This window comes from Acidiferrobacter sp. SPIII_3, from assembly GCF_003184265.1.
Lineage (GTDB): Bacteria > Pseudomonadota > Gammaproteobacteria > Acidiferrobacterales > Acidiferrobacteraceae > Acidiferrobacter.
The window spans coordinates 2,943,966-2,968,101 of record NZ_CP027663.1 but is presented as its reverse complement, the minus strand read 5'-3'; the positions used below and the strand labels follow the sequence as shown (position 1 = coordinate 2,968,101).

The window sequence follows — 24,136 nt, the reverse complement described above, 5'->3', positions numbered from 1 at the left end:
TCCTGGACGGTCCGGGCGCGTCTTCGGGGCGTTGACGCGGCGGACCCAGGTGCATCCTGGACGGTCCGGGCGCGGCATGGGCCATGGACGGCGCAAGGATCCTCCGGCCAGCCGCCGCCTTCAGGGGCGCGGGGAAGTATTCCCGCGCCCCCGTTTTTTTGGATTACACTGGCTTATCAGGCAAGGCGCCCCATCAATGCGGGCGCCTGGGCGCATAGGGAGAGCAATCGCATGGCATCACCATCGGAATCCTTGCACGGCACCGTCGCGCAACAGCGCAATATGTTGACGAAGGCCCTCTACAAACCGCTACGAGTCCTAAGCGAACGATGCGCGCACATGTGGGGCGATCGCGCCGCCCTGGAGGCCGCGCTGCGGGAGGCCTTCGCCTCGGTGCCTTATTGCAAGTTCCTGTACGTCCTGGACGCGAACGGTCGCCAGATCACCGCCAACATGAGTCGTGATGGCTTATTGGATGAACACTTCGGGCGTGACCGGTCCGATCGCCCCTATGTCCGGGAGGCCATGTCCGAGCGGGATGCGCTTACGAATAGCCGTGGACAGCACTACCAACAATGGGCGGATCTCGGGGATGGAGGGCAGGCGACGGATTTCGTGCTATCCGCCGCATATATCAGTCTGCGCGCCCTGCGCCCGTCTTTGACCGCCATGCAGTTCGTGCGCGCCGCAGACGGCAGCGTGCTTGGTTTCGTGGGGGCCGACTTTGCCTTGCGCGAGCTGCCGCAGGCGCAGGCGCTCTATGAGGACCCGCGCCGCCCCCGGCGGGTCGATGCCGACTATCCGCGGCCGGATGCCCCGTCGGGGGCCTCGCGGCTTGCGAGCAAGATGGACGCGCAGATCGATATCGTGATCCGCGTGATGGAGGAGCTGATCCTGGTCCACGGCATTTATCACGTCATGCTGCACTTTTCGAGCAGTCAGGCGGTCGTGTGGGTGGTCGACGACCCCTTCCGGTATCGCCTGCTTGCCATAAACGAACTCACCAACCCCGACATCTGTCTCGCCTACCCGAAATGCCCCTACCCCGGGAATGCGCTGGTCCCGGCCGAGCGTGTCCGCGAGATCCTCGATAACATGAGGACGCTGCGCTCGATGGAAGGACGCTTCTATTTGCGCACCGGCACCGTCAACATCTTCAATGGCATGGTGAGCTTGAGCTTCTCCTCGGACTCCTCGCATTACCTCCCCTACGAAGAGTTCCTGAAGATGGATTATTCATTCTGGATAGACGGCTAACGGCTAACGGCTAACGGCTAACGGCTAACGGCTATCGCCGAGGCGCAATACCCGGTCCAGCAACCGGGGGTCGAGTGTCGCCTCGGCCGTGAATTGGCCGCGATACGCCGACTCCTCGGCGCGTAGCGTGTAACATGTGTCGCCGCCGATGTCGATGAATAGGGCACCCAGGCCGGCTTCTATGAAGGCATAGTCGCGCTTGAGAAAGAACTCGGTACAGCAGACGCCCAGAAATGTGCGTATCCCCGCGGCGCGCAGTTGCGCCAACACCATGTGAAGATGCTCGTAGCGGGTGATCGTGGTCACGGGGAGCCCACGTTCCCGTCCCAGACGATAGGCCTCCCCCACGGCGCATTGCCCGCATTCCGGGCAGCCGTCGCGATGGCGCCACTTGCACCACGCGGGTTTGGCGCAGTAAGGCAGAAGCAGGGCCCCGACATCGGCGAGCAGATCCGCGAACCCCTGGTCGCGGCGCGGGCTGTAGAGCGTCACGCGCTCGGCGTCCCCCGGGATTCCTAGGCGTTCGCCCAGGACATGACGCTCCACGCACAGCCGGGCAAGGTAGCCAAGGTCCCCGCGGCTGAAGCCGAGGGTATCGTCCGGCGCCGCGGCCAAGATGGCGGCCTCCAGTTCATCAAGGCGCACCCCGGTCAGGGCGTCCGCCAGATGTTCTAAGTCGGTGGCGCGCGCGCACTGCACCCCGCCGACGATGCGCGCCGCGCGCACCCTCGCGCCATCGAGCCGGATGTCAAGATACAAGACGCCGCCAGGGGTCTTCAGGAAGGCGCTGACGTCGGGGCGCGGGGCGCCCTGGCAGGCGGCGGGCGGGGGGCCGATACGCGTGGCGGGCGGCGCCTGGAGGGCCACATCCATCGTCAGGCGCGTGGCCAACGCCGCAACGATCGCGGGATAGAGGCGCGCCGCCACGGCCGAGGGCTCCGTGCCGCCGATCGGAGCAAACCGCTGGGCGGCGGCCAACAATCCCGCCGCCGACAATTTCTCGAGTGGCAGCTTGATGGTCTTCATCAACGATTCGATATCGACCGCAAACAAGAGAACGGCCTCTATGAGGATCCGGTCGTCGACCAGCACCGCGAACACGCTACCTCGTTTGCGGCCGTCGTCCGTGATGTCGTTGGGGGCGGTAAAGGTTGCCGGGATATCCTGGTGGCGGAAGGTCTCGGCAATCAGCTCGCCGACCATCACGATGATTTCTGTCAGTGTGTGGCGCGGTGCCAAGGCGCGCGGTATGGCTGCCACCATGAGGGTCGTCCCCGGGTCGACATAAAGACTGCCACCGCCGGTGCGCCGGCGCACGATCGGCAGGTGCCCATCGACGAATGAGCGTCTGAGCGAGCGATCCGGGTCATCGAAGGCCCCGAGCAACGCGCAGGGCCCGAGGCGCGCAAAGCCGAGCGCCACATCGCCCGTCGATGCCTGCGCCAGGATCGCGTGCTCATAGTCGTGGAGCGCGCCCGGATCGAGGAGGGCGGTTTCATGCCAGCGCACGGTCATGCGGCGATCCCCCCGATGGCGATAAGCGCCTTGCGCGCGCCGCACTTCATGGGCCGCCTTGGCGCGCGCGGCCCGTCGTTTGATGGGATATTTTGGTCATCGTCGGCTCGTCTCCGTCGCGATCACTTTGCCTTGTCCTGCGCCCCACCACCATGGGCGCTATGAGAAATCCTCCGCCAGGAAACCCGTGATCACGGTCGCGGGGCGGACCGTGTGCCTGTCGCTCTCTGGCGCCTGTACCGGGAAGGGCGCGCCCGTTTTGCCGCGTCTGCGACTCGCGAACAGTGACATCGGCAGGTGGTAGCGCGCCACCCAGCCGGGGATATCCTCGGGAGGCATGGGTTCGGCCACCCAGTAGCCCTGCATCCGCTCGCACCCCACATCCTTCAGTAACTGCGCCTGTTCGGGATGCTCCACGCCCTCGGCCACGACATCCACCCCCAGGGTGCGCGCGGTCGCGACGATGCCGCCGATGATGGCGAGGTCGCGCGGATTCGCCACGATGTCCCGGAGGAAGCTTCGATCGATCTTGATGGTCTGCGCGGGAAATCTTTGCAGATAACTCAAGGAGGCGTGACCGGTCCCGAAATCATCGAGTCCGATGCGGATCCCCAGGCGCGCGCAGTGCTCAAGCGCCGCGCGGGCGCGTTCGAAGTCGGGGAGCGGCGCGCCCTCCGTCACTTCGATCTCCAGGCGTTGCGGCGACACATCCGGGTGGCGCGCCAGGGCGTCCTCGACGTCTGCGCAAAAACGTCTGTCGAGGAGATGACAGGGGCTGATATTGATCGACACGCGCAGCGCCAAATTCTGGATCTGCCAAGAGGCCGCCTGGGAGAGGGCGCGCTCGAGCGCCAGGCGGCCGATATCGCGCGCGAACCGGGGGTGGTCCAGGCTGTCGCCGAGACCGCCAGCGGTATGCAGCCGCCCTTCCTTATCGCGCCACCGCAAGAGCGCCTCGACACCGAATACGGGGCGCTCGGGATGCGTGAGGCGCACGAGCGGCTGGTAGTGGAACAACAGGCGGCGGTCGAAAAGGGCCTGTGTCATGTGCTCATGCGCGGCGCCGTGACATTCCGCGCGTGCCCGGAGTGTTCTGGTATGCGCCTGATGCTGGTCACGTCCTTGTCTTTTGGCCTCGTACAAGGCCGTATCGGCATGCCGCAGGAGGGAGGCCGGACTGCTCATGTCGGACGGATAGCATGTGATCCCGATACTCGCGGAGATGACGGCCGCGTCGCCGTTGGCCAGGCGGAATGGCTGGCGCAGATCGCGTAGCATCCGTTCACAAACCTGGTCGAGGTCGCGCGCGTGTATATCCCAGAGCAGTAGGCCGAACTCATCACCGCCGAGCCGCGCCAGCATGTCGTCGGCGCGTAGCGTGCGCCGAACGCGCTGCGCCGCCTGGCACAAGAGATCGTCCCCAGCCATGTGTCCGAAGCGATCGTTGACCTCCTTGAACCCGTCAAAGTCGAGAATGGCGATCCCAAGAAAGCGTCCGTCGCGGCGGCTCTTGTTGCGCGCCTGCGCCAGCCTCTCCAGAAACAGCCGACGGTTCGGCAGGTGAGTCAAGGGGTCGCGCAGGGCCTGGTCATGCAACTGCAGGGCGAGTCGGCCGACATGGCTGAACGTGAGGAAATACATAAGGCCGACGCGCTCGAAATAGCCCGCATGCCGCACGCCGATGATTCCCACGACGTCCCGATCGGGCTGCCCGAACGGGAAGCAGGCGACCTCGCGCACATCGGGTCCCAGTCCCGCCATCCAGGTGGGAGGCAGGTCGCCGGCAAGGCCCCAAACGACTACGGTTTGCTCTTGGACTGCCCGCCATACCGGGTCTGCCGCCTCCTTCCGGATGCGTAGACGCTTCTTTGCGGTACCCGCCAGACACCGCGACTCGAAGTGGTCCCGGTCGGTGCGCACGCAGTAGCCGCACCATGCCACAAGCGCGCTGCTGTGCGCGAGGCCATGGCACACGCTGGTCAGCAGCTGCGTGTCCCCCGTGTCCCTGGCTACGCCCGGATCGGCAAGGGTCTGCAGGAGCACCCGCAGTATGACCTGGCGTTCGGCCTCCACGTCCCAGACCGGTGTGGCAGGGATATCCTCCGTCATAAGCCGCACCGTGCGCATGGCCGGCGCGCGCACAACCGCGCCGTCGCGAGGGGACCGGCCGGGGCCGTGGAATGGGCGATCCACCTCGCGGGTTTCTCTTCAGCCGTCCTTTCCGACAGGCCGCCGCCGGCGCCGCGTGCGGCCGACCGTCTGTGGTCATCCGTGACCGAGGCCGCGTCCAGACCCCCGGCCGACGCCGGCAGGTCCTGCCGTCTGCGATGGCGCGACATGGTGGTAGCTATCATAAAGCCCTCCCATCTTGCGGATGGCGGGATGCCCCAAACGTCGGTGTCCCGGCCCACGAGGCGGGAATCGTTCACGCGGCCGGGCCTCGACGGACTCGGCGCGCCCGCCTAGGAGAAGTCCAGGGTCTTCTCGTAGGTGCGCAATTCATGACGGGCCATGGCGAGATTGGCCTTGGCACGATCCAGCATGAGGTAGAGGAACAGTTTGTCGTTACGTTCCAGGGGCCGGATCAGGTGGTACTGCTTATGAAGCGTGATGAGGATATCCTCGATCTTGTCATCGAGATTCAAACGCGCCACCAGCGCGCGCTTCGTATTCACCACCTCGGAATTCCCGGCTATCGCCAGGTCCAGATCGACCGACGGACTGCCGATCCTGGCCAGAAGCATGCCGCTGCTCGAATCGCCGAGTGCCGCCGCGATAAAGCCGTCAATATCCTGGATGCTGCTCAGATCCACTTTTGCCATGGTTTAGGTCCATCCTTCATTGAATTCCGTGGTCGCGGGCCGCGGCCTCGCGGCCTTTCCGTAGTGCCTTGCCCACCATCAAGCAGGCGGCTGGTCGTGCCCCAGCCATGCGTCGAACGTCCTGGCCGCGGCCTCGGCGGTTATCCCGGTTTCGTGCAGAAGAATCCCGAGATTGGTGTGGCGCCGCGCCAACGTGCCCACGACCAGCAGGTCGCGTCTGGCCGGCACCCTCTGCAGCAGGATCGTGCCGTCCACCGCGCTCACGGCGACAAACTGCGTGCGCCCGATCATGACCTCGCGGCCGATGGTCTCGCCGAGCGCCACGATCGATCCCACCATCGCCGACACCCGCTGCGGATCGGCCTCGTTGTCGACCACCGCCGACACCCGCCGCCCGTCGGTGGTGGCGAGTACGCACCCGATGACGCCCGACACGCGCGCGTGCAGCCGTCGAATCTCCTCGTCGAACGCCGCGATCAGCTCCGGCGGCATGACGCGCGCGCTCATGGTGTCACCCCCATCAAGCCATGACCCATGCCACCGTCGATCGCCTCGTCATAGGCCGAAGTCGCCTCGATCTGCTGCAGCAGTATCTCGAGCATCTCCAGGACGTCGTCGCGCCGGCGGGCGTCGGCGGGCATGACCGGGACCACCACATCGAGCGCCGCCAGGCGTTCGGCATAGGCCTCGAGCGATGGCCGCGGGCAGCAGTCCATGTGTCCGACGCCCACGACCGCCGCGCCGGCATCGGCGAGCGGGCGAAAGGCATCAAGGTAGATCTCGAGATCCGCCAAGGGGTCGGGGCGCGAGTTGTCGATCAAGACCACCACGCCGAGTGCCCCGGTGGCGAGGATTGGCCACATGAACTGAAAGCGCGCCTGGCCCGGGGTGCCATAAAGCCGTAGCTTCTCGCCCGTGGCCAGGGTGATCTCGCCATAGTCCATGGCAACGGTGGTCTCTTCCTTGTCGCACTCCGCGCGATCCCCGTTTGAGGCCTCGGTCGTTATCGGCGCGATCTCGCTGATGGCACGTATCGCGGTGGTCTTCCCCGCGCCCATCGCCCCCGCGAACAAGAGTTTCAGTTCCTCGCTCACGCGTGTATCCCCAGGGCATTGCGTATGGCCCCCAGAATGCGCGGCAAGCGCGCCGCGCCCAGGGCCTGCGCACCCGTGTCGCGGATCGGCGGCTGGCGCTGTGGGGCCTGGGCATCCGTGGGCGTCGCGGTCACCACGAATCCGCACAAAAGCGCGGCATTGGCGAAGGCCACGGCATCGGTTTCGGGGACGCGGGCGGCATCCGCCAAGGCCGCGACGCTTCGCGGTCGGGCCCGCAGGGCGGTGGCAAGCCGGGTGGCGGTCGCCGGTCCCTGTCCCGCGAGATAGGGCCATGCGCGCATCTTGAGGAGATCGTCACGCCCGACCCATGGCACGAGCCCGCAGCGTGCATGCGCGAGCCCCATATGCCAGAACAGGGGCTCGATGCTGCGCCGTTCCCGGTCGTCTCCCGGTTCGGATGTGCCCCATGGGCGCAGGCCGAGCCCCGGGAGCCGGTGCGATTGGAAGAGTTCCGACAGGGCCGGTTTGTCCCCGGAGCCCGACCATGAGAACTGCCGGTCGGCCGGATAGAGGACGAGACTCGCGCCATCTTCGTCGACCAGGGCATGCGGCGCCCCGCGGGTTTGGAACAGTTCGTGAAGCGCGCACACCAGCGACTTCATGACCCCGCACTGGGTGTGCGCATAGGCCTCCCGTTGAATGAAATCCGTGAAGATGTCGAGGAGATCCGTGACGTGGGGCGGCATGCGCAGACCACCCGAGAACCGCTGCGCGCTCGCATCCCGGACCATGCGCACGAGCCGGCCACGGCCCCCGTCCAGACGGGGTGCCGGATCATCGAAGAATACGAGCTGCGCGTCATGTGCCGGCACATGTGCCACCGGACCCGGCAGATCGCGGGATATCCGCTCGATCATCGCCTGGAGAAGGACCTTTTCGATATCGGTCACCCCGTGAAAGCCGTAGGTCACGACGCTTTTCGTAGGATCCACAAAGCCTCCAATGCGTTATACGCAGCCCAGATGCGCCAGAGTGATCATCGCCATTCCCATGTCCACGGCGGCGATCCTGCGAGGCAATGTAACGGATGTGGCGTTATTAAGAACACTTAATATTGGCAAGTATCACAATTTACCAGACTCTATGGCCCCGGTATTTCTGCCGGTCCACGCGTAGCCCTGGAACGGCGATTCGTCAAACGATATCGATGCGTCTGGCGCTGGGCCCGTCCGGTGGGGCCGCGAACGTATGGAACATCATGGGAGTTTCGTAGTAGCGTAAGGGCCATCAGAGGTGGTCTGCGACGACGCGGGTGGGGAGGTTACGAGTGGCGGACGTGGTGTTCATTCTCGGGGCGGGGGCGTCGCAGCAGGGTGGCGCGCCGGTCATGAGCAGCTTTCTGGACAAGGCGCGGCGGCTGTTGTTTACCGGCGCCGTGCAGGGTCGCGCGGGGGATTTCGCGAGGGTCTTCGAGGCGATCGGCAAGCTCCAGGCCGTGCATTCGAAGGCCCAGGATCTGGATATCACCAATGTCGAGAGCGTATTCGCGGCCTTTGAGATGGCCCGGCTCCTGGGCCGCATGCCGGGCTATGGAGTGGACGACATCGATGCCCTGATCGCGGCCTTGAAGACCGTCATCGCCTATACCCTGGAGTCGACACTCAACTTCAACGAGGAACGGGCCGGGGAACTGCCGGTGGCGCCCGACCCCTATCCCAGGTTCGTGGAACTGCTGCGCGAAAGCCAATCGGCATCACCACCGTATCGCCATGCCATCCTCACGTTCAACTATGATCTCGCCTTGGATTACGCCCTGCATCGAGGAGGGATCCCGGTGCGCTATTGCCTGGACGACTCCGACCCGCCCTCCGGCATCCCGCTCCTGAAGCTCCACGGCTCGCTCAACTGGGTGGGGGGCACCCGCGGCGAGGTCGTGCCGTGGCGGATGGATCGGCTGCTGGCGGAGTCGGCAAACGCGGTGTTCCGCAGGCAGGCGGAGGGTGTGTTCCGGCTCTGCACCACGGCAAGCATTCTTGACCGGCCATCGGGCGAGCATCCGGTAATCGTGCCACCGACATGGAACAAATACGGTTATCAGAGCCAGTTCACCCGGGTATGGGCGCAGGCCGCCCAGGAATTGTCGGATGCCCAGCACATTTTCGTGATCGGGTACTCGTTGCCGGAGTCGGATTTGTTCTTCCGCTATCTGTATGCGCTGGGGTCGGTCGGGGATCATCCGCTGGAGATGTTCCGTGTGTATGATCCCGATGAGCGGGTCGGGCCGCGCTTCCAGAGCATGCTCGGGCCCGGCGCGCGCATTCGCTTCCGGCATGTGACGACAAGCTTCGAGCGCGCCATCGGTTTGGTGGAGGCCATCTTGAAAAAGCGCCAGAAGTGGCCGGAGCCGGGCGCGAGATAGAAGACGCGGGCCCGGCACGCACGGCGGGCCGCCGTGCGTCAGCGGCTGCGCGTCTTCCCGGGCCGTTTTGCGGGGGTGCGCGGGCGGTGGCCGGGTTGGAGTTCCGCTACCCAGCCCTTGCGGACCCCGAGGTCCGGGCCCTCCTTCACCAGAAAGTCCAGGAACGCGCTGGCCGTGAGGCCGAGGTGCTTGCCGTGCAGGTGCACCGCATACCAGGTCCTGTGCAGGGGAAAGCCCACGACATCCAGGATGACGAGGCGTCCGGCCTCCAGTTCCAGTTCCAGACTGCTCAGGGCCAGAACCGAGATCCCGAGGCCGGCCATGATCGCCTGCTTTATGGCCTCGCTCGACCCAAGCTCCATATAGGGTTCCACGTCGAGTCCGTGTTCGGCGAACATTTGCGCGGCCGACATGCGCGTGCCGGAACCGGCCTCGCGCAACAGGAAGCGCTCGCGGACGACCTCCTCCAGGGGGATGTTCGCGCGGTCCGCCCACGGATGGTCCGGGTGCGCCACCACCACCAATAGATTATCCATGAACGGCCGGACGGCGAGATCCATGTCGCTCGGGATCTGGCCCATGACCACGAAGTCATCGAGGTTGTCCGTCAGGCGTTCCAGCACCCGCGCGCGGTTCGTGACCGTGAGCTGAGGCGCCACGTCCGGGTGCTCTTGCACGAAAAGTCCGAGGAAATGCGGCATGAAGAACTTGGCGGAGGTGACCACCGCCATCTTCAGGGGGCCTGCCACCTTGCCCTTCATGTCCGCGATCTCCCCGGTCAGCCCGCGCAACTGATCCATCACCGCCACCGTGGCGGCATAGACCTCCTCGCCGGCGCGTGTCAGCAGGAGCTTTTTGCCGACCCGTTCGATCAGCGGCAGGCCCACGATCTCCTCGAGCCTACGGACCTGGATGTGAACCGCGGGCTGCGTCAGGCACAGCTCCTCGGCGGCGCGCGTGTAGCTGCGATGGCGGGCGACCGCCTCGAAGAGTCGGAGTTGCTGGAGTGTCCAATGATTGATCATTAACTACGGTAAATGGCTACGCTAATGAAGACTGAGTTCTCTTTAGCCATATTACTCTCTAAATTCGATCATGCCTAACCGCGTGGCGCGGGTTGTGGGTCGATGGGGCGGCAGGGCATGACTGTGCCGGTGGGCGCGCGGATACCGGACCACCCCCGGGCTGTCCCATACCCCCGAGTCTTGGGCATCCCGGCCCATGCGCGGTCGTCGCGTGACATCTCACAGGCCGTCCCGGTGGCCTCGGACCGCGGTCACCGGGACTCAATCTTTGGGGGCTTGTTATGCCGTTGGTCGATATGAAGGACATGCTCGCGCACGCTTATGAGAACGGTTATGCGGTGGGCGCCTTCGACCTTGCGGAGCTGGATTTTCTGCCGGCGGTGTTGACCGCGGCGGAATCGGCGCGTGCCCCGGTCATCCTTCGCGTCGCCAAGCCGCGCTCGCAGGACTCGGTATTCGCCTGGGCCATGGCGGCCGTGGAGGCCGCGGGCGCGCGCGCCGCCGTGCCCGTGGCGGTCCAATGCGGTGAGGGGGCTGACGCCGACTCCGTGCTGCACGGCGTGCGCCTGGGGGCCAATGGCGTCGTGGCGAGCGTCCTTCAGGAGTCGCTCTTTCGTCATATCGACCGTACACGCGCGATCGTGGATGCGGCGCATGCCTGCGGCGTGCCGGTGGAAGGCGAATTGGCCTATGTGCCCGACACCGATGCGCGTGACGGCCATGCATCGCGCACCATCCAATATGCGACCGTGGCGGAGGCCCGGGGCTTCGTCGAGCGCACCAAGGTGGATTTCCTGGTGGTTTCGGTGGCGATGGTGCGTGGGCGAGGCAAGTCGCGGTTCGATTGGGGGCGGCTGAAGGAGATCAATGCCGCGCTCGGGATACCGTTGGTCATGGCGGGCGAGATGGGGCTCGCGGATGAGCACTACCGCAGGCTCATCATGCTCGGCGTCGCCAAGATCTCGTGTTCCGTGGTCCCGGACGCCCTGGCGGGCGAGCGGTTGCGGGCCAACGCGCGGCGCGATCGTCACGCCCCTTACAGTGCCCTGAAGGAGGGCCTGCACGAGATGATCGCAGCGCAGATCGAGCCGCGCATGCGCGCGTGGGGCTCGGCGGGCCGCGCCGCGGAGGTGCTCGATCGTTGCCGCCCCTGGACCAATATCCTGCATATCGTCGTGTACGATACGCCGCGTCTGGATGCCCAGGCGTTGCGGGCGTTGATGACCGAGGGGCAGCGGCTGCTATCGGGCATACCGGGCGTACGTTCCGTTCAGGCCGGAAGTGTCGCGGATGAGGGCGGCCGTTATCGCCACTGCCTGCTGACGCGCCTCGCCTCGGTGGTGGCGGCCGACGCCTTTCGCAGGCACCCCGCCTATACCGGATTCATGGACCGGCGCCTGGCGCCGGTGGTATCCGATCGCATCGAGGGGGATTACCATGTGACCGAGGCGATCCCGGAGATCGCGCCCCGGGCGTTTTCATCGGCCCCGGTCTCGGATCGGGCGCGTCCAAGCCGGGATGGGGCGGAGCACGGCCAAGGGCTGGACGGGGCCTGTGTGCCGCGAACGGGAATTAACCGTGGTAAATGCTCATAATTTTTAATATCAAGTGTCACTTATTTTCACGGATCTTTAAAATCCTCTTCTGCCGCGATGGGTGGTGTGGCCGGAGAACCAAGTCCATGACCAGGATCTTGCAAACAGGAACGGGGCGGCGGTCGATGGACGCACGGGCGTTTGTGATCCTTGCGGCCCGCCCGGTCCGCCATCCGCATCCGGAGGGGGCGCCATGGATGGCCCCTTAGGGACGCGCGCGGCCTATGGCGAGGGGCCGCTTGCCGGCCGTCATGCCATGAGCGAGGGGATGCCGGTGTGCCGCGCCGCCTGGCGGGCCGCGGTGCGTAGCGCCTGTGATCGGTTCGCGCCGGCCTGGTCGCAGGGCGCATCGGTCGTCGTTAATCCCTACTTCGGCTTGCGTCACCTGGATTTCGAGGTGGCGGGCATGACCCTGGCGCGGGTCGCCGGGTCCACGCTCACCATGCCCCGCCGTTACTACCGGGAGCAGATCGCAAGCGGCCGCGTCACGCGCGGCGATATTGCCGAGGCCCTGAAGGCCCATGGCCTGCCATCGGATGAGGGGTCCGTCGCGGGGCTCCTGGCGCATGACGGCGCGCCACCCATACAGAGACTGCCGCTCGTATCGCACGTGTTACAACGCATCGACCCGCATACGCCGTGGGCGGCATTCTGTGTCGAGCGTATCAGCCGGTTCGCCGCCGCCTACTTCGACACGGGTCAGGCCTCATGGCCCCTGCCGTGGCGCGATGAGCCCCTCTACGAGGCGTGGCGGGGTTTCGCGAGACTGGATGCGAGTCCCCGGGCGACGGGGCTCAAGGGGGTGGCCGACATCGTCGCGGGGCTGCCCCGGCCGCCGCTTGCCGCCATTGCGCTCGTCCTGAAGACGCTGGCCATCCCCGATGCCCATGTCGTGGATTACTGCCACGCCGCGCTGCTCGATATCGGCGGGTGGGCGATGCGCGTGCCCGATAGGCGGCGGGCACGCGGGGCCGACGCCGACCCCACGGACATCGAGCAGCTGCTCGCCATCCGGCTGGCCTGGGAGTTCATTGTGTTTCGCGCAATCCCGGGGTCGCGACTGGAGGTCGCCTGGCAGACGGCGCTGGCGTCGCTGTCGTCGATACCCTCGACGCGCATGACCCCCGATGCCCGGGTCGACTCGGTCCTTCAGGCGGCGCTTGAGCTCGGATACCGGCGGCGCATCGTCACCGATCTCACCGCATGCATGGAGCGGCCTGACCGTCATGCCGGGCAAGGTCGTGTCGCGGTCCAGGCGGTCTTTTGCATGCACAACCGCCTGGAGGTCTTTCGCCGCGCCCTGGAGGCCGTCGCTCCCGGGATCCAGACCCTCGGATTCAGCGGTTTTTGCGCGCTTGCGTTCGCCCGCGCCCCGTTTGATCCGTTCGTGGAGGCCGTTGCACCCGTCACGCCGCCCGCGCGTCTGAAAGGGCCGGGCGCGGACATCGAGCAGTGGCCGGCCATCACCGACGCCGACCGCAGCGCCATGGCCGCAGTCCTGCTGCGCATCATGTCGCTGACGGACGGTTTTGCACGCCTGGTATTGTTGATCGATCATGGTGCGCTGCCGACTCAAAGACCGCAGGGCGCGGTGTCCGATCACGGGCCCAGCGAGTACCGGATCGGCGAGATGGACGCGCCGATGGCGGCGGCCTGGCTGAACGATCGCGCGTTGCGCGCGCGACTTGCGCAAGAGGGGATTGCGATCCCCGCGGATACGCGCTTCGCGGCGGCGCGGTACGACAGCGCGCATGACGAAGTCACCTTGCTCGATACCGGGCCATGGGAGGTCACGCACGCCCAGGATCTGCGGGACACGCGCGCGGCTCTGGAGGAGGCGGGCGCGCGGGCGCGTGAAGGGCGCGCCCGCACATCTGTCGCGCCGGTCGTTGCGGCACACCCGGCGCGCGCCCCGGACGGGACACGCGCGCAGCAACGGCCGCGGGCCCCAGCCGACCCGGAATTTGTCGGCAATGCCGCCTTTATCGCCGCGCCGCGCGCCCGTACGGAGGGTATGGTCCTGGATGGCCGCGCGTTTCTGCATGATTATGGCTGGCGCCGGGATGCGGATTTCCGGATTCTCCAGTACATCATGACCGCGCCGATGATGGCGGCGTACTGGATGAACATGCGCTACTACGCATCGGTGGTCGACCATAAGCGTTTCGGCGGCGGCAACAAGGCCCTGCACAACGCGGTGGGCGGATGTGTCGGGGTGTTGGAGGGCGCGGGCGGCGATCTCAGAAACGGCCTTCCGATCCAGTCGCTATTTGACGGTCGCCACTGGGTCCACGAGCCGCTGCGCCTGAATGCATTCGTGGAGGCGCCCCGCGCGCGGATGGACGAGGTCCTGGCCGGCCACGAGATCGTGCGCAGCGTGGTGGAGCACGGATGGTTGTTCCTGTTTCAGATGGATAGCGAGGCCGGCGGCCTTTTCTTGCGCGCCCGCGACGGACGCTGGGAGCAGGTGTCATGAGCCCGGGCGGACACGGGGCGACCTGCGCCCCGTCGACTCGCAGCCTCTATCGCGGGCGGCGCGCGGCGTTTCTGACCCAGCATGGCAAGGAACGTATCGTGGGCCCGGTGCTCGAGGGTTTCGTGGGTTGTCTCGTCGAGCGGGTGGCGGGATACGACACCGATCTCCTTGGGACATTCACGCGCGATATCCCGCGCGCCGGTACGCAGATCGAGGCCGCCCGCCACAAGGCGCGCATCGGCATGGAGCTCTCGGGGCTGCCCGTCGGGCTTGCCAGCGAGGGCTCCTTCACCCTCGATCCGTTTGCAGGGATGTTCCCCTGGAATATCGAATTCCTGGTCTTTCTGGATGACCTGTTGGGGCTCGAGGTGGTCGGTGTGGCGCAGGGCCGGGCCAACAGTGCCCAGATCCTGGCGGTACGCTGGGAGGATGCCGAGCGGTTTGCGCATACCGTACGCTTTCCCGAGCACTATCTGGTCCTGAGGCCGGATGGCGACGGGGATCCCCGCATGCGCAAGGGGATCGCCGATTGGTCGGGGTTCAAGGTGGCCTATGAGGAGGCGCGCGCGCAGTCGTCGAGCGGGCGCGTGTTCGTGGAGGTGGATCTGCGCGCCTACGCGAACCCCACGCGCCTCGTCAATATCCGGCTCGCCGCCGTCAACCTCGGCCGGCGCCTGGCATCGTTATGTCCCGTGTGCCGCACCCCCGGGTTCTGGACCGTGGAGACGATCGCCGGGCTGCCCTGCCAGGCATGTGGGGCCCCCACGGGCGAGACGCGTGCCGAGGTCCATGGTTGTCTCAAGTGCGGGCATCGGGTGACGCGTGACCGCGACGACCCGGCGCGGGCCGATCCGGCGCGTTGCGATCTCTGTAATCCCTGACGCCTCCATGGAGACCGCAAGCCTCTGGGCCACAGCATCCGCCGCGAGGGCCTGGTGACCGGCCGTCGCGACGATCGGGCGCAAGACCCGGCGCCGGTCACGCGTCTCAGCCTTATCCGCCCCGACGACTGGCATGTCCACCTGCGGGATGGGGCGATGATGGCCGCGGTGGTGCCGGATACCGCGCGGCGCTTCGCGCGCGCCATCGTCATGCCCAATCTCGAACCTCCGGTGCGCACGGTCGACGAGGCCCTGGCCTATCGCGCGCGCATCCTGTCGGCGTTGCCCGCGCACGCACGCTTCGAGCCGTTGATGACCCTGTATCTGACCGAGACGACACAACCATCGGAGGTGAGTCGTGCGTATGCCTCCGGCCTGGTGCGCGCGGTCAAGTATTATCCGGCCGGTGCCACCACCCATGCCACGCAGGGCGTGCATGACCTGAAGCGTTGTTATGCGGTGCTGGCGGCCATGGAGCGTCTCGATCTCCCCCTGCTCTTGCACGGCGAGGTCACGGATCCCTCGGTGGATGTCTTCGATCGCGAGGCGGTGTTCCTCGAGCGCCACCTGTTGCCGCTCACGCGCGCCTTCCCAGGCCTGCGCATGGTTCTGGAGCACATCACGACCCGTGCCGCGGTCGATTTCGTGAGCGCGGGTCCGGACACCCTGGCGGCCACGATCACCGCCCACCATCTGCTGCTCGATCGCAACGCGCTCTTTGCAGGCGGCCTGCGCCCGCACCATTACTGCCGGCCGCTCTTAAAGCGCGCCCACCATCGCGCCGCGTTGGTGGGGGCGGCGACCGGGGGCAGTGCGAAATTCTTCCTCGGGACCGACAGCGCGCCGCATCCCCGGCATGCCAAGGAGTCGTCCTGCGGGTGCGCCGGGATCTATACCGCGCATGCCGCGCTCGAGCTCTATGCCGAGGTCTTCGAGGAGGCCCGCGCGCTCGACCGCCTGGAGGGATTCGCGAGCTGTCACGGACCGGATTTCTACCGGTTGCCGCGCAACGAAGATCGCGTCACGCTCATCAAGGCGCCATGGCGTGTTCCTCCCACCATGGCCGCCGGCACGGATGTGCTCGTGCCCTTGCGCGCCGGAGAGGACATCGCATGGCAGCTTAGCGACTGATCCGCCACCACGGCGGCGCATGCCGCGGCACCGGTCTTGACCTTCATCCTCAGGAGAACCTCATGTCCGACAATCACAAGAGCCGGGTGGTGACGACCGGCGTGGAGCGCGCCCCCAACCGTGCCCTGTTGCGCGCCACCGGATTTGGCGACGGCGATTTCGCCAAGCCGATCGTGGGCGTGGCGAACTCTCATAGCACCATCACGCCATGCAACATGGGGATCGGGGCTCTTGCCGCGCGCGCCGAGGCGGCCCTGGCCGCCGCCGGGGCCATGCCCCAGGTGTTTGGCACCATCACCATCTCGGATGGCATCTCCATGGGCACCGAGGGCATGAAGTATTCCCTGGTGTCGCGCGAGGTCATCGCCGATTCCATAGAGACCGTGTGTGCCGGCCAGAGCCTGGACGGTGTGCTGGCCTTCGGTGGCTGCGACAAGAACATGCCGGGGGCCATGATCGCCATCGCGCGCCTCAATATCCCGGCAGTGTTCGTCTATGGGGGCACGATCAAGCCCGGCCACCATGACGGGCGCGATCTCACCATCGTGAGCGTGTTCGAGGCGGTCGGCGCGCGTATCGCCGGCACGATGGATGACCGGGAATTGCACGAGATCGAGCGTAAGGCATGCCCCGGTGCCGGCTCCTGTGGCGGCATGTACACCGCCAACACCATGTCGGCATTGTTCGAGGCCATGGGCATGAGCCTGCCATACTCCGCGACCATGACCGCCGAGGACTCCGAAAAGGCCGATAGCACCGCGCGTTCGGCAGCGGTGCTGGTCGAGGCCATAAGGGCGCGGCGGCTACCGCGCGCGATCCTCACGCGCCAGGCCTTCGAGAACGGGCTTGCGGTGCTCATGGCGCTGGGCGGTTCCACCAATGCCGTCATCCACCTGCCGGCCATCGCGCACGCCGCCGGCGTGACGCTGACCCTCGAGGATTTCGATGTCTTCAGCCGCCGCGTCCCGGTGCTGTGCGACCTGAAGCCGTCCGGCCGTTACGTCGCCACCGACCTGCACCGCGCCGGCGGGGTGCCGCAGGTGATGAAGATGCTGCTGGCGCACGGCCTTTTGCATGGCGACGCGCTGACCGTGACCGGGCAGACGCTCTCCGAGGTCCTGCGGGATGTGCCCGAACACCCGCGCGCGGATCAGGACGTCATCCGGCCCTGGGGGCAGCCGGTCTATGCGCATGGTCACCTCGCCATCCTCAAGGGCAATCTCGCAGAGGAGGGGGCGCTCGCCAAGACCAGCGGCGTCAAGGTCCCAAGGATCACCGGCCCGGCGCGCGTGTTTGATTCCGAGGAGGCGTGCATGGCCGCCATCCTGGAGCGGCGCATCGTGGCGGGCGATGTGGTCGTGATCCGCTATGAGGGGCCGCGCGGCGGCCCGGGGATGCGCGAAATGCTCTCGCCCACCGCCGCGCTCGTGGGCCAGGGGCTCGGTGACCTCGTGGGGCTCGTCACCGATGGGCGTTTCTCCGGCGGCACCTATGGTATGGTGGTGGGCCATGTGGCGCCGGAGGCCGCGGTCGGCGGAATGATCGCGCTGGTAGCCGATGGCGACATGGTGATCATCGATGCCGAGCGGCGCATCTTGCGGCTCGATGTGCCCGAGGAGGAGCTTGCGCGCCGCCGCGCCCTGTGGGCGCCCCCCGCGCCGCGTTATACGCGCGGGACCTTGGCCAAATATGCGCGCCTCGTCTCGTCAGCGAGTCGTGGCGCGGTGACGGATGGAGCATGAGCAGGACGGGTCCGAGCTTCGAGACAGGATCGCGGGCGTGTAGCACGGACGGCCGGCCGGCCGGGGCGGGCACCGAGGGTGGTGGCCCCGGGGCCCGGGACTGGGCGCGCGCCACGGCCTTCGACCACGCCCACCTCTGGCACCCGTACGCGCCCATGGGCGCGCCGGTCTGGCCGGTGGTGGCGGCCGATGGCGTGCGGCTTACGCTCGCCGATGGGCGGCGGCTGATCGACGGCATGAGTTCGTGGTGGGCGGCCATCCATGGCTACAGCCACCCGGTTTTGAATCACGCCGTGAGCGCGCAGCTGGGGCGCATGGCGCATGTGATGTTCGGGGGGCTCACGCACGGACCGGCGATCGATCTCGGGGAACGGCTCGTGGATCTGACCCCGGCACCCCTTGAAAAGGTCTTTCTGTGCGACTCGGGGTCGGTGGCCGTGGAGGTCGCCGTCAAGATGGCGATCCAGTATTGGCAGGGGCGCGGGCGACCGGGCAAGCACCGGCTGCTCACCGTGCGTGGGGGTTACCACGGCGACACCTTTGCCGCCATGTCGGTGTGTGATCCGGTCACCGGCATGCATCGCCTGTTTGCCGGACTCGTCCCGGAACAGGTCTTTGCGCCGCGGCCCGCGTGCCGGTTTGATGGTCCTTGGGAGCCGTCGGCCATCGCCGAATTCGCCGAGCTGATCGCCGCGCACGCAGGTGAGTTGGCGGCGGTCATCCTGGAACCCATCGCGCAAGGCGCGGGCGGGATGTGGTTTTATCACCCGCAATACCTGCGCGAGGTGCGCGCCTTGTGCGATGCCCATGACGTACTGCTCATCGCCGATGAGATCGCCACGGGCTTCGGTCGTACCGGCCGCTTTCTGGCCTGCGATCATGCGCAGGTGACGCCGGACATCCTATGTCTCGGTAAGGCCCTGACCGGGGGCTACATGACCCTGGCCGCGACCCTGACGACTGCCGATATCGCCGCCGTGATCGGGTATGGCGAGGCCGGCTGCCTCATGCATGGCCCCACGTTCATGGCCAATCCCCTGGCGTGCGCGGCGGCGGTGGCCAGTATCGATCTGCTGATGGCCGGTGATTGGCAGGGCCGCGTCGGCGCTATCGCCGGCCAGTTGGCCCGGGAACTCGAGCCCTGCCGCAGCCTGGCCGCGGTCGGTGATGTCCGGGTGCTGGGCGCGATTGGGGTCGTGGAGACGCGCGCGGCCGTGGACACGCCGGCGCTTACCGCGCGGTTCGTGGACGCCGGCGTGTGGCTGCGCCCCTTCGGCCGGCTCGTCTATGTGATGCCGCCCTATGTCATAAGTCCCGACGATCTGTCGGTATTGACCGCAGCCATCACGCACGTGGTGGCGGACATCTGAGGTGCATGGATCGGCGTGTCGTCCCGATCCCTGGCGGCCGCCAGAGGCCGGGATGGGGTGCCGGGGGTCATGGATTATTGTGAAGGGGGGTGCGTGATGCGCGGGGTGTTCATTACCGGGAGCGACACGGGCGTCGGCAAGACCGTGGTCGGGGCCGCCTTGGCCTGGCGGTTGGCCAGCGAGGGGCTTGTGGTGCGGCCGCGCAAACCCGTGGAGTCAGGCTGTGTCGCCGGAGAGGGCGGCATGTCCGGCGATCGCGAGACCTATCACGCGGCCGTCGGCGGCCGGGAGCCGCTAGCGCGCATCGGCCATTACCGGTTTCGCGCCGCCTTGTCACCCGAGCGCGCCGCCGCCCTGGAGGGTCGGACCGTGCGCTTAGATGACCTGATCCAGGCGTGTCGCGAAGGGGTCGGCCCCGGGGACTTTCTGTTGGTGGAGGGTGCCGGCGGATTCTATTCGCCGCTCGCAAGCGATGGCCTCAACGCCGATCTGGCCGCAGCCCTCGGTCTCCCGGTGCTGGTCGTGAGCGCCGACCGGCTCGGGGCGATCCATCAGGCGCTGTTGACGACCGAGGCCGTGGCGCGTCGCGGCCTGACCCTGGCCGGCGTGGTGTTGAACGAGACGGTGCCGGGCGCGGACCCGCGGATGAATAACGGCGTCGATGTCGCCCGTTGGCTCGGGCGCGATCCGGTGCTCATCCGCTACCACAAAGACGCGGACGGTCTCCCGACATGGCGCGCGATCGCGCCTTCCCTGACGGCGGTCGTGGCCGCGCTCGTCACGGATGCCGGCGGATGAACGCCGGGGGGTTGCCGGGGGGCCGGCGGCACGTCCCGGAATCGGAGATCGCGCGCGCCGCCCGGATCCTGGATGGCGGCGGGCTGGTCGCGTTCCCGACCGAGACCGTCTATGGTCTGGGCGCGGACGCGCACAACGCGGCGGCGGTGGCGGGCGTGTTCGCGGCCAAGGGGCGCCCCGCCGACCATCCGCTGATCATTCATATCCATGATGCCGATCAGATGCCTCGCTACGCGCGCGACATCCCGCCCGTCGCCTGGCGGCTCGCCGAGCACTTTTGGCCGGGACCCCTGACGCTGATCCTGCCCCGTGGCCCCGGCGTGCCCGATGCCGTCACCGGCGGCCAGGACACGGTCGGCCTGCGCGTCCCGGCGCATCCCGTGGCGCTGGCGCTGCTCAAGGCCTTCGGGCGCGGGGTGGCCGCGCCCTCGGCCAATCCGTTTGGCGGCGTGAGCCCGACCACGGCCGCGCATGTCGCCTTTGGTCTCGGGCAAGCGGTGGACGCGATCCTGGACGGTGGGGCCTGCGCGGTCGGTCTGGAGTCCACCATTCTCGACCTGAGCGGGCCCGTGCCGCGCCTGCTGCGTCCGGGCGCGGTGGCGCCCCGGGCGCTGGCCGCGATCATCGGCCAGACGCCGGCGTTTGCCGCCTCCGGCGGCCCCCGTGCCCCCGGGCGTCTCCCGTCCCATTACGCCCCCGCGACCCCTGTACGGCTGGTCACCGATGCCGATCGGGAGTGGCGCCAGGGGCCACGGCCCCTGGTCGTGATCGCCCTACATCCCCCGGCGCGGGGGCCTGTGCGGTGCCGTTGGCTGGTGATGCCGCGCGCGGCCGGCGCCTATGGCCGCGCGCTCTATGCGCGTCTGCGCGCCATCGACCATTGGGGCTGTCGCGTGGTCCTGGTCGAGCGGCCACCCGCCACCGAGGCGTGGGATGCGGTGCGCGATCGCCTGGAACGCGCCGCCCGGGGTGAGGCCGCCCCCGAGGCCGCGGGGCGCAAGGAGTCGGGCGCGGCGCGCCAGAAGTAGCTTCCTTCTGTCTTCGCGCCGGGGCCTGGCGTATCGCCCATCCCGGTGCCGGTCCGTGAGGTGCCATCCGCCCCGAAAATCGGTATCGTACGCGTGTCGCGTGGCCATGACAGAGGTGCTAGACGCGGCGCCCTTGCCACCGAAAGCCAGGGGACTGTCTCGTGAGGAACCGATGAAGACCCAAGACCGCAAGGCCCGTTCGCGCCCCAAGAGGCGCGCGCCACCGAAGATCTCCCATACCCACAAACCCGCCGACCTTACCCCGCTCGACTGGCAGCGCGCCCTGCGCCGGCAGTTCGGGCGCGAGCAGGCGTTTCACTGGGAGAACGTCGGGGACGAGGCGATATTCTCCGATTTTCAGGTAAGCAACCCGGCGAGCCGATCCCGCTACCGGGTGACGGTCCGCGGGCTGCAGCCGGGCGACAACCGCTGTTCCTGTCCCGATTTCGCCACCAACGAGCTCGGTACCTGCAAGCATATAGAATTCGTGCTCGCGAGGCTCCTCAAGAAGCGCGGTGCCAAGGCCGCCTTCGCGCATGGCTACCATCCGGTGTTTTCGGAGCTCGTTTTGCATAACGATGGCCACCGCTCTGTCCGGTTCCGGCCGGGAAGCGCATGCCCCGCCGCTGTGCGCAAGGCAGCGGCGGGCCTCTTTGCGCAGTCCGGGGGCGATTTGCGCCCCGATCGTTTCGATGATCTGGAGTCCTTCATGAAGGAGGCGACCCGGGCCGGCCACGAGCTGCGGGTTCCCGACGAGGTCCTGGATTTCGTCGTCGGGTGGCGCGACGCTGCGCACCGCGCCCGGACCCTGGATCGGCTGTTCCCAAGGGGCGCCGCCGACTGGGGCCGCGCGCGGCTCACGAAGCTTGCCCTCTACCCCTATCAGGTCGAGGGCGCCTTGTTCGCGGCGCGCGCCGGGCGCGCCCTCATAGGCGATGAGATGGGGCTTGGCAAGACCGCGCAGGCGATCGCCGCCGCCGAGATCCTGGCGCGCCATTTCGGGGTGTCGCGCGTGCTCGTGGTCTGCCCGACGTCGCTCAAATATCAGTGGCAGGGCGAGTTTTTGCGTTTTGCCGGGCGTAAGGCGCTGGTGATCGCCGGAGGCCGCGCGCAACGACAGAAGGATTACGCGCGTGACGATTTTTGCAAGATCACCAATTACGAAAAGCTCGATCCGGATCTCGATCTCATCACCGGCTGGGCGCCGGAACTCGTCATAGTCGATGAGGCGCAGCGCATCAAGAACTGGAATACCATCGCGGCACGCGCCTTGAAACGCATCGACAGCCCCTATGCCGTCGTACTCACGGGGACGCCGCTCGAGAACAAGCTGGAGGAGCTGGTCTCCATCGTGCAATATGTCGATCAGCACAGGCTCGGGCCGACCTGGAGACTTCTGCATGAGCACCAGGTGCGCGACGAGGCCGGGCGCGTCATCGGTTACGCCGGTCTCGACACCATCGGCAAGACGCTCGCGCCCATCATGATCCGGCGGCGCAAGGCCGAGGTTCTGCGCCAGCTCCCGGAGCGGACCGACAGCACCATCCTCGTCCCCATGACCGAGGCGCAGATGCGCTATCACGAGGACAACGCCGATATCGTCGCGCGCATCGTCCAGCGCTGGCGCAAGACGCGCTTTCTGTCGGATACGGATCAAAGGCGCCTGACCTGCGCCCTGCAGAACATGCGCATGGCATGCAACAGCACCTATCTGCTCGATCAGGAGAGCGACCATGGCGTGAAGGCCGACGAAGTGGCGGCGCTGGTGGATGACCTTGCGGCGCAAGACGCCAAGGCCGTCATCTTCTCGCAGTGGACGCGCAGCCATGACATCGTCATCCGTAGGCTCAAGGCCCGCGGCCTGGGTTACGTGAGCTTTCATGGCGGAGTGCCCTCGGAGAAGCGCCCGGCGCTCGTGCAGCGGTTTCGCGACGATGCGGATTGCCGGGTCTTTCTGTCCACAGATGCCGGCAGCACCGGCCTCAACCTGCAGCATGCCACCACGCTCATCAACATGGATCTGCCCTGGAACCCGGCGATTCTGGAGCAGCGTATCGCGCGCATTCACCGCATGGGGCAGAAGCGTCCGGTGCGCATCGTGAATCTCGTGGCCAAGGGGACCATAGAGGAGGGCATGCTGGGGGTGCTCGCTTTCAAGCGTTCGCTCTCGGCCGGTATTCTGGACGGAGGGGCGGGCGAGGTATCGCTGGGCGGCTCGCGCCTCAACCGTTTCATGAAGGACGTGGAGAACGTGACCGGGCGCATGGGGGAGGCCGCGGAAGTGGCGCCCGCCGAGGAGCGCGCCTTCGAGTCCGTGGCGGCGAAGGCGGGCGCGGGATCGCGCGGGGAGGGTGCCGCCGGTGATGGCGGGCCTGCGCCGGCGGTCCCGGGGGAGGGGCGTGACCGGTCCTCGCCTGCCACGGCGCATGTCCCGAATGATCCCTGGGCAGCCCTCGCGGGCCTCGGCCGTCAGCTGCTCGGCGCCTTTACTGCCGCTCACGATGATGGCGCCGCCCATCCGTGGGTTGAGCGCGACGCGGCGAGCGGCCGATCCTCGCTCAAGATCCCGCTGCCGCCACCGGATGTGGCCCGTGAACTGGTTGCCGCGCTGGCGCGGTTCATGGACGCGCTCCAGGGCCACGATTCCTCGTGACAGCCGGTAGCCGACGGCGCGCCGTCCGAGCCTGTGGGGGGATCGGGGCATCGCGCCGGTCCACGCTAAAGCACCAAGGCGGTGGCAGGCCGGCGCGCGGGATCGAGGGTTGAACGCGGGACGCGCGCTGCCAGGAGACCTCATGATTGGCGGGGAGGTGTGCGCACGGTGCGGGTCGTGCAATGAGACATCTCGAATGCGTGCTGGCACGATATGCGCACCTATCCGTCACGCACCATCGAGCCGGTCCTGCGAGAGGCCTGCGTACAGGATCCGCGTGGGCCCCGATTTCCCCCTTTACGCCCCTCCGCGGCCGTGATGAGCCTGTTACTCCGGCGCCGGTGCGGATTCGATGCGAGGTTGTCGAGG

At 67.3% G+C, this 24,136-nt stretch carries 18 protein-coding genes; 11 read left to right on the top strand and 7 right to left on the bottom strand.

Annotation, left to right across the window (positions count from 1 at the left end):
• Nucleotides 1–231: 231 nt before the first annotated feature.
• The gene (locus C4901_RS15080) at nucleotides 232–1,257 is read left to right on the top strand and encodes a hypothetical protein (protein WP_110138034.1); all 1,026 of its coding nucleotides are present in this window, start codon (nucleotides 232–234) and stop codon (nucleotides 1,255–1,257) included.
• Nucleotides 1,258–1,281: 24 nt separating this feature from the next.
• On the opposite strand, the gene C4901_RS15075 is transcribed toward C4901_RS15080, so the two are convergent.
• The 6 genes from C4901_RS15075 to C4901_RS15050 all read right to left on the bottom strand — a co-directional run bounded on the left by C4901_RS15075 (nucleotide 1,282) and on the right by C4901_RS15050 (nucleotide 7,641).
• Nucleotides 1,282–2,772, bottom strand: coding sequence for a DUF116 domain-containing protein (locus C4901_RS15075; protein ID WP_145960754.1), 1,491 nt, complete (start codon nucleotides 2,770–2,772; stop codon nucleotides 1,282–1,284).
• Between the two features lie 159 nt (nucleotides 2,773–2,931).
• On the bottom strand, nucleotides 2,932–4,881 hold the full coding sequence (locus C4901_RS15070) for a bifunctional diguanylate cyclase/phosphodiesterase (protein ID WP_168185759.1): 1,950 nt from the start codon (nucleotides 4,879–4,881) through the stop codon (nucleotides 2,932–2,934).
• A 353-nt stretch (nucleotides 4,882–5,234) separates the two neighbouring features.
• A complete protein-coding gene (locus C4901_RS15065; protein ID WP_110138031.1) occupies nucleotides 5,235–5,594 on the bottom strand; it encodes a roadblock/LC7 domain-containing protein in 360 nt (119 codons plus the stop codon).
• A gap of 78 nt (nucleotides 5,595–5,672) precedes the next feature.
• Nucleotides 5,673–6,101, bottom strand: coding sequence for a hypothetical protein (locus C4901_RS15060; RefSeq protein ID WP_110138030.1), 429 nt, complete (start codon nucleotides 6,099–6,101; stop codon nucleotides 5,673–5,675).
• Nucleotides 6,098–6,652: an ATP/GTP-binding protein gene (locus C4901_RS15055; RefSeq protein ID WP_110138677.1), complete on the bottom strand. Its 555-nt coding sequence runs from the start codon at nucleotides 6,650–6,652 to the stop codon at nucleotides 6,098–6,100. Before C4901_RS15055 ends, C4901_RS15060 begins: the two co-directional genes overlap by 4 nt.
• 32 nt (nucleotides 6,653–6,684) lie before the next feature.
• Complete coding sequence (locus tag C4901_RS15050) at nucleotides 6,685–7,641, bottom strand: hypothetical protein (protein WP_145960753.1); 957 nt, start codon at nucleotides 7,639–7,641, stop codon at nucleotides 6,685–6,687.
• A 335-nt stretch (nucleotides 7,642–7,976) separates the two neighbouring features.
• On the opposite strand from C4901_RS15050, the gene C4901_RS15045 reads away from it, so the two are divergent.
• Nucleotides 7,977–9,068, top strand: coding sequence for a hypothetical protein (locus C4901_RS15045; protein ID WP_110138028.1), 1,092 nt, complete (start codon nucleotides 7,977–7,979; stop codon nucleotides 9,066–9,068).
• 38 nt (nucleotides 9,069–9,106) lie between these two features.
• On the opposite strand, the gene C4901_RS15040 is transcribed toward C4901_RS15045, so the two are convergent.
• Nucleotides 9,107–10,093 carry a LysR family transcriptional regulator gene (locus C4901_RS15040; protein WP_110138027.1) on the bottom strand — a complete coding sequence of 329 codons (987 nt, stop codon included), beginning with the start codon at nucleotides 10,091–10,093 and terminating at the stop codon, nucleotides 9,107–9,109.
• A 281-nt stretch (nucleotides 10,094–10,374) separates the two neighbouring features.
• On the opposite strand from C4901_RS15040, the gene C4901_RS15035 reads away from it, so the two are divergent.
• From C4901_RS15035 to C4901_RS14995, 9 genes are all read left to right on the top strand, one after another.
• Nucleotides 10,375–11,688 carry a class II fructose-bisphosphate aldolase gene (locus C4901_RS15035; protein WP_110138026.1) on the top strand — a complete coding sequence of 438 codons (1,314 nt, stop codon included), beginning with the start codon at nucleotides 10,375–10,377 and terminating at the stop codon, nucleotides 11,686–11,688.
• Nucleotides 11,689–11,881: 193 nt separating this feature from the next.
• Nucleotides 11,882–14,164 carry a putative inorganic carbon transporter subunit DabA gene (locus C4901_RS15030; protein WP_110138025.1) on the top strand — a complete coding sequence of 761 codons (2,283 nt, stop codon included), beginning with the start codon at nucleotides 11,882–11,884 and terminating at the stop codon, nucleotides 14,162–14,164.
• On the top strand, nucleotides 14,161–15,045 hold the full coding sequence (locus C4901_RS15025; protein WP_110138024.1) for a DUF6671 family protein: 885 nt from the start codon (nucleotides 14,161–14,163) through the stop codon (nucleotides 15,043–15,045). The genes C4901_RS15030 and C4901_RS15025 overlap by 4 nt, the downstream gene beginning before the upstream one ends.
• A 156-nt stretch (nucleotides 15,046–15,201) precedes the next feature.
• Entirely contained in the window at nucleotides 15,202–16,176 is a 975-nt protein-coding gene (gene pyrC, locus C4901_RS15020; protein ID WP_370445990.1) for a dihydroorotase, read from the top strand.
• A 62-nt stretch (nucleotides 16,177–16,238) separates the two neighbouring features.
• Nucleotides 16,239–17,918, top strand: a complete 1,680-nt coding sequence (ilvD, locus tag C4901_RS15015; protein ID WP_110138022.1) for a dihydroxy-acid dehydratase — start codon at nucleotides 16,239–16,241, stop codon at nucleotides 17,916–17,918.
• Between the two features lie 155 nt (nucleotides 17,919–18,073).
• Entirely contained in the window at nucleotides 18,074–19,288 is a 1,215-nt protein-coding gene (bioA, locus tag C4901_RS15010) for an adenosylmethionine--8-amino-7-oxononanoate transaminase (RefSeq protein ID WP_370445989.1), read from the top strand.
• 69 nt (nucleotides 19,289–19,357) lie between these two features.
• Nucleotides 19,358–20,086: a dethiobiotin synthase gene (gene bioD / locus C4901_RS15005; RefSeq protein WP_110138020.1), complete on the top strand. Its 729-nt coding sequence runs from the start codon at nucleotides 19,358–19,360 to the stop codon at nucleotides 20,084–20,086.
• Nucleotides 20,083–21,114 carry an L-threonylcarbamoyladenylate synthase gene (locus C4901_RS15000; RefSeq protein WP_110138019.1) on the top strand — a complete coding sequence of 344 codons (1,032 nt, stop codon included), beginning with the start codon at nucleotides 20,083–20,085 and terminating at the stop codon, nucleotides 21,112–21,114. The genes bioD and C4901_RS15000 overlap by 4 nt, the downstream gene beginning before the upstream one ends.
• A gap of 172 nt (nucleotides 21,115–21,286) precedes the next feature.
• Nucleotides 21,287–23,767 (top strand): DEAD/DEAH box helicase, encoded by a 2,481-nt coding sequence (locus C4901_RS14995; RefSeq protein WP_110138018.1) that lies wholly within the window; start codon nucleotides 21,287–21,289, stop codon nucleotides 23,765–23,767.
• Nucleotides 23,768–24,136 lie beyond the last annotated feature (369 nt).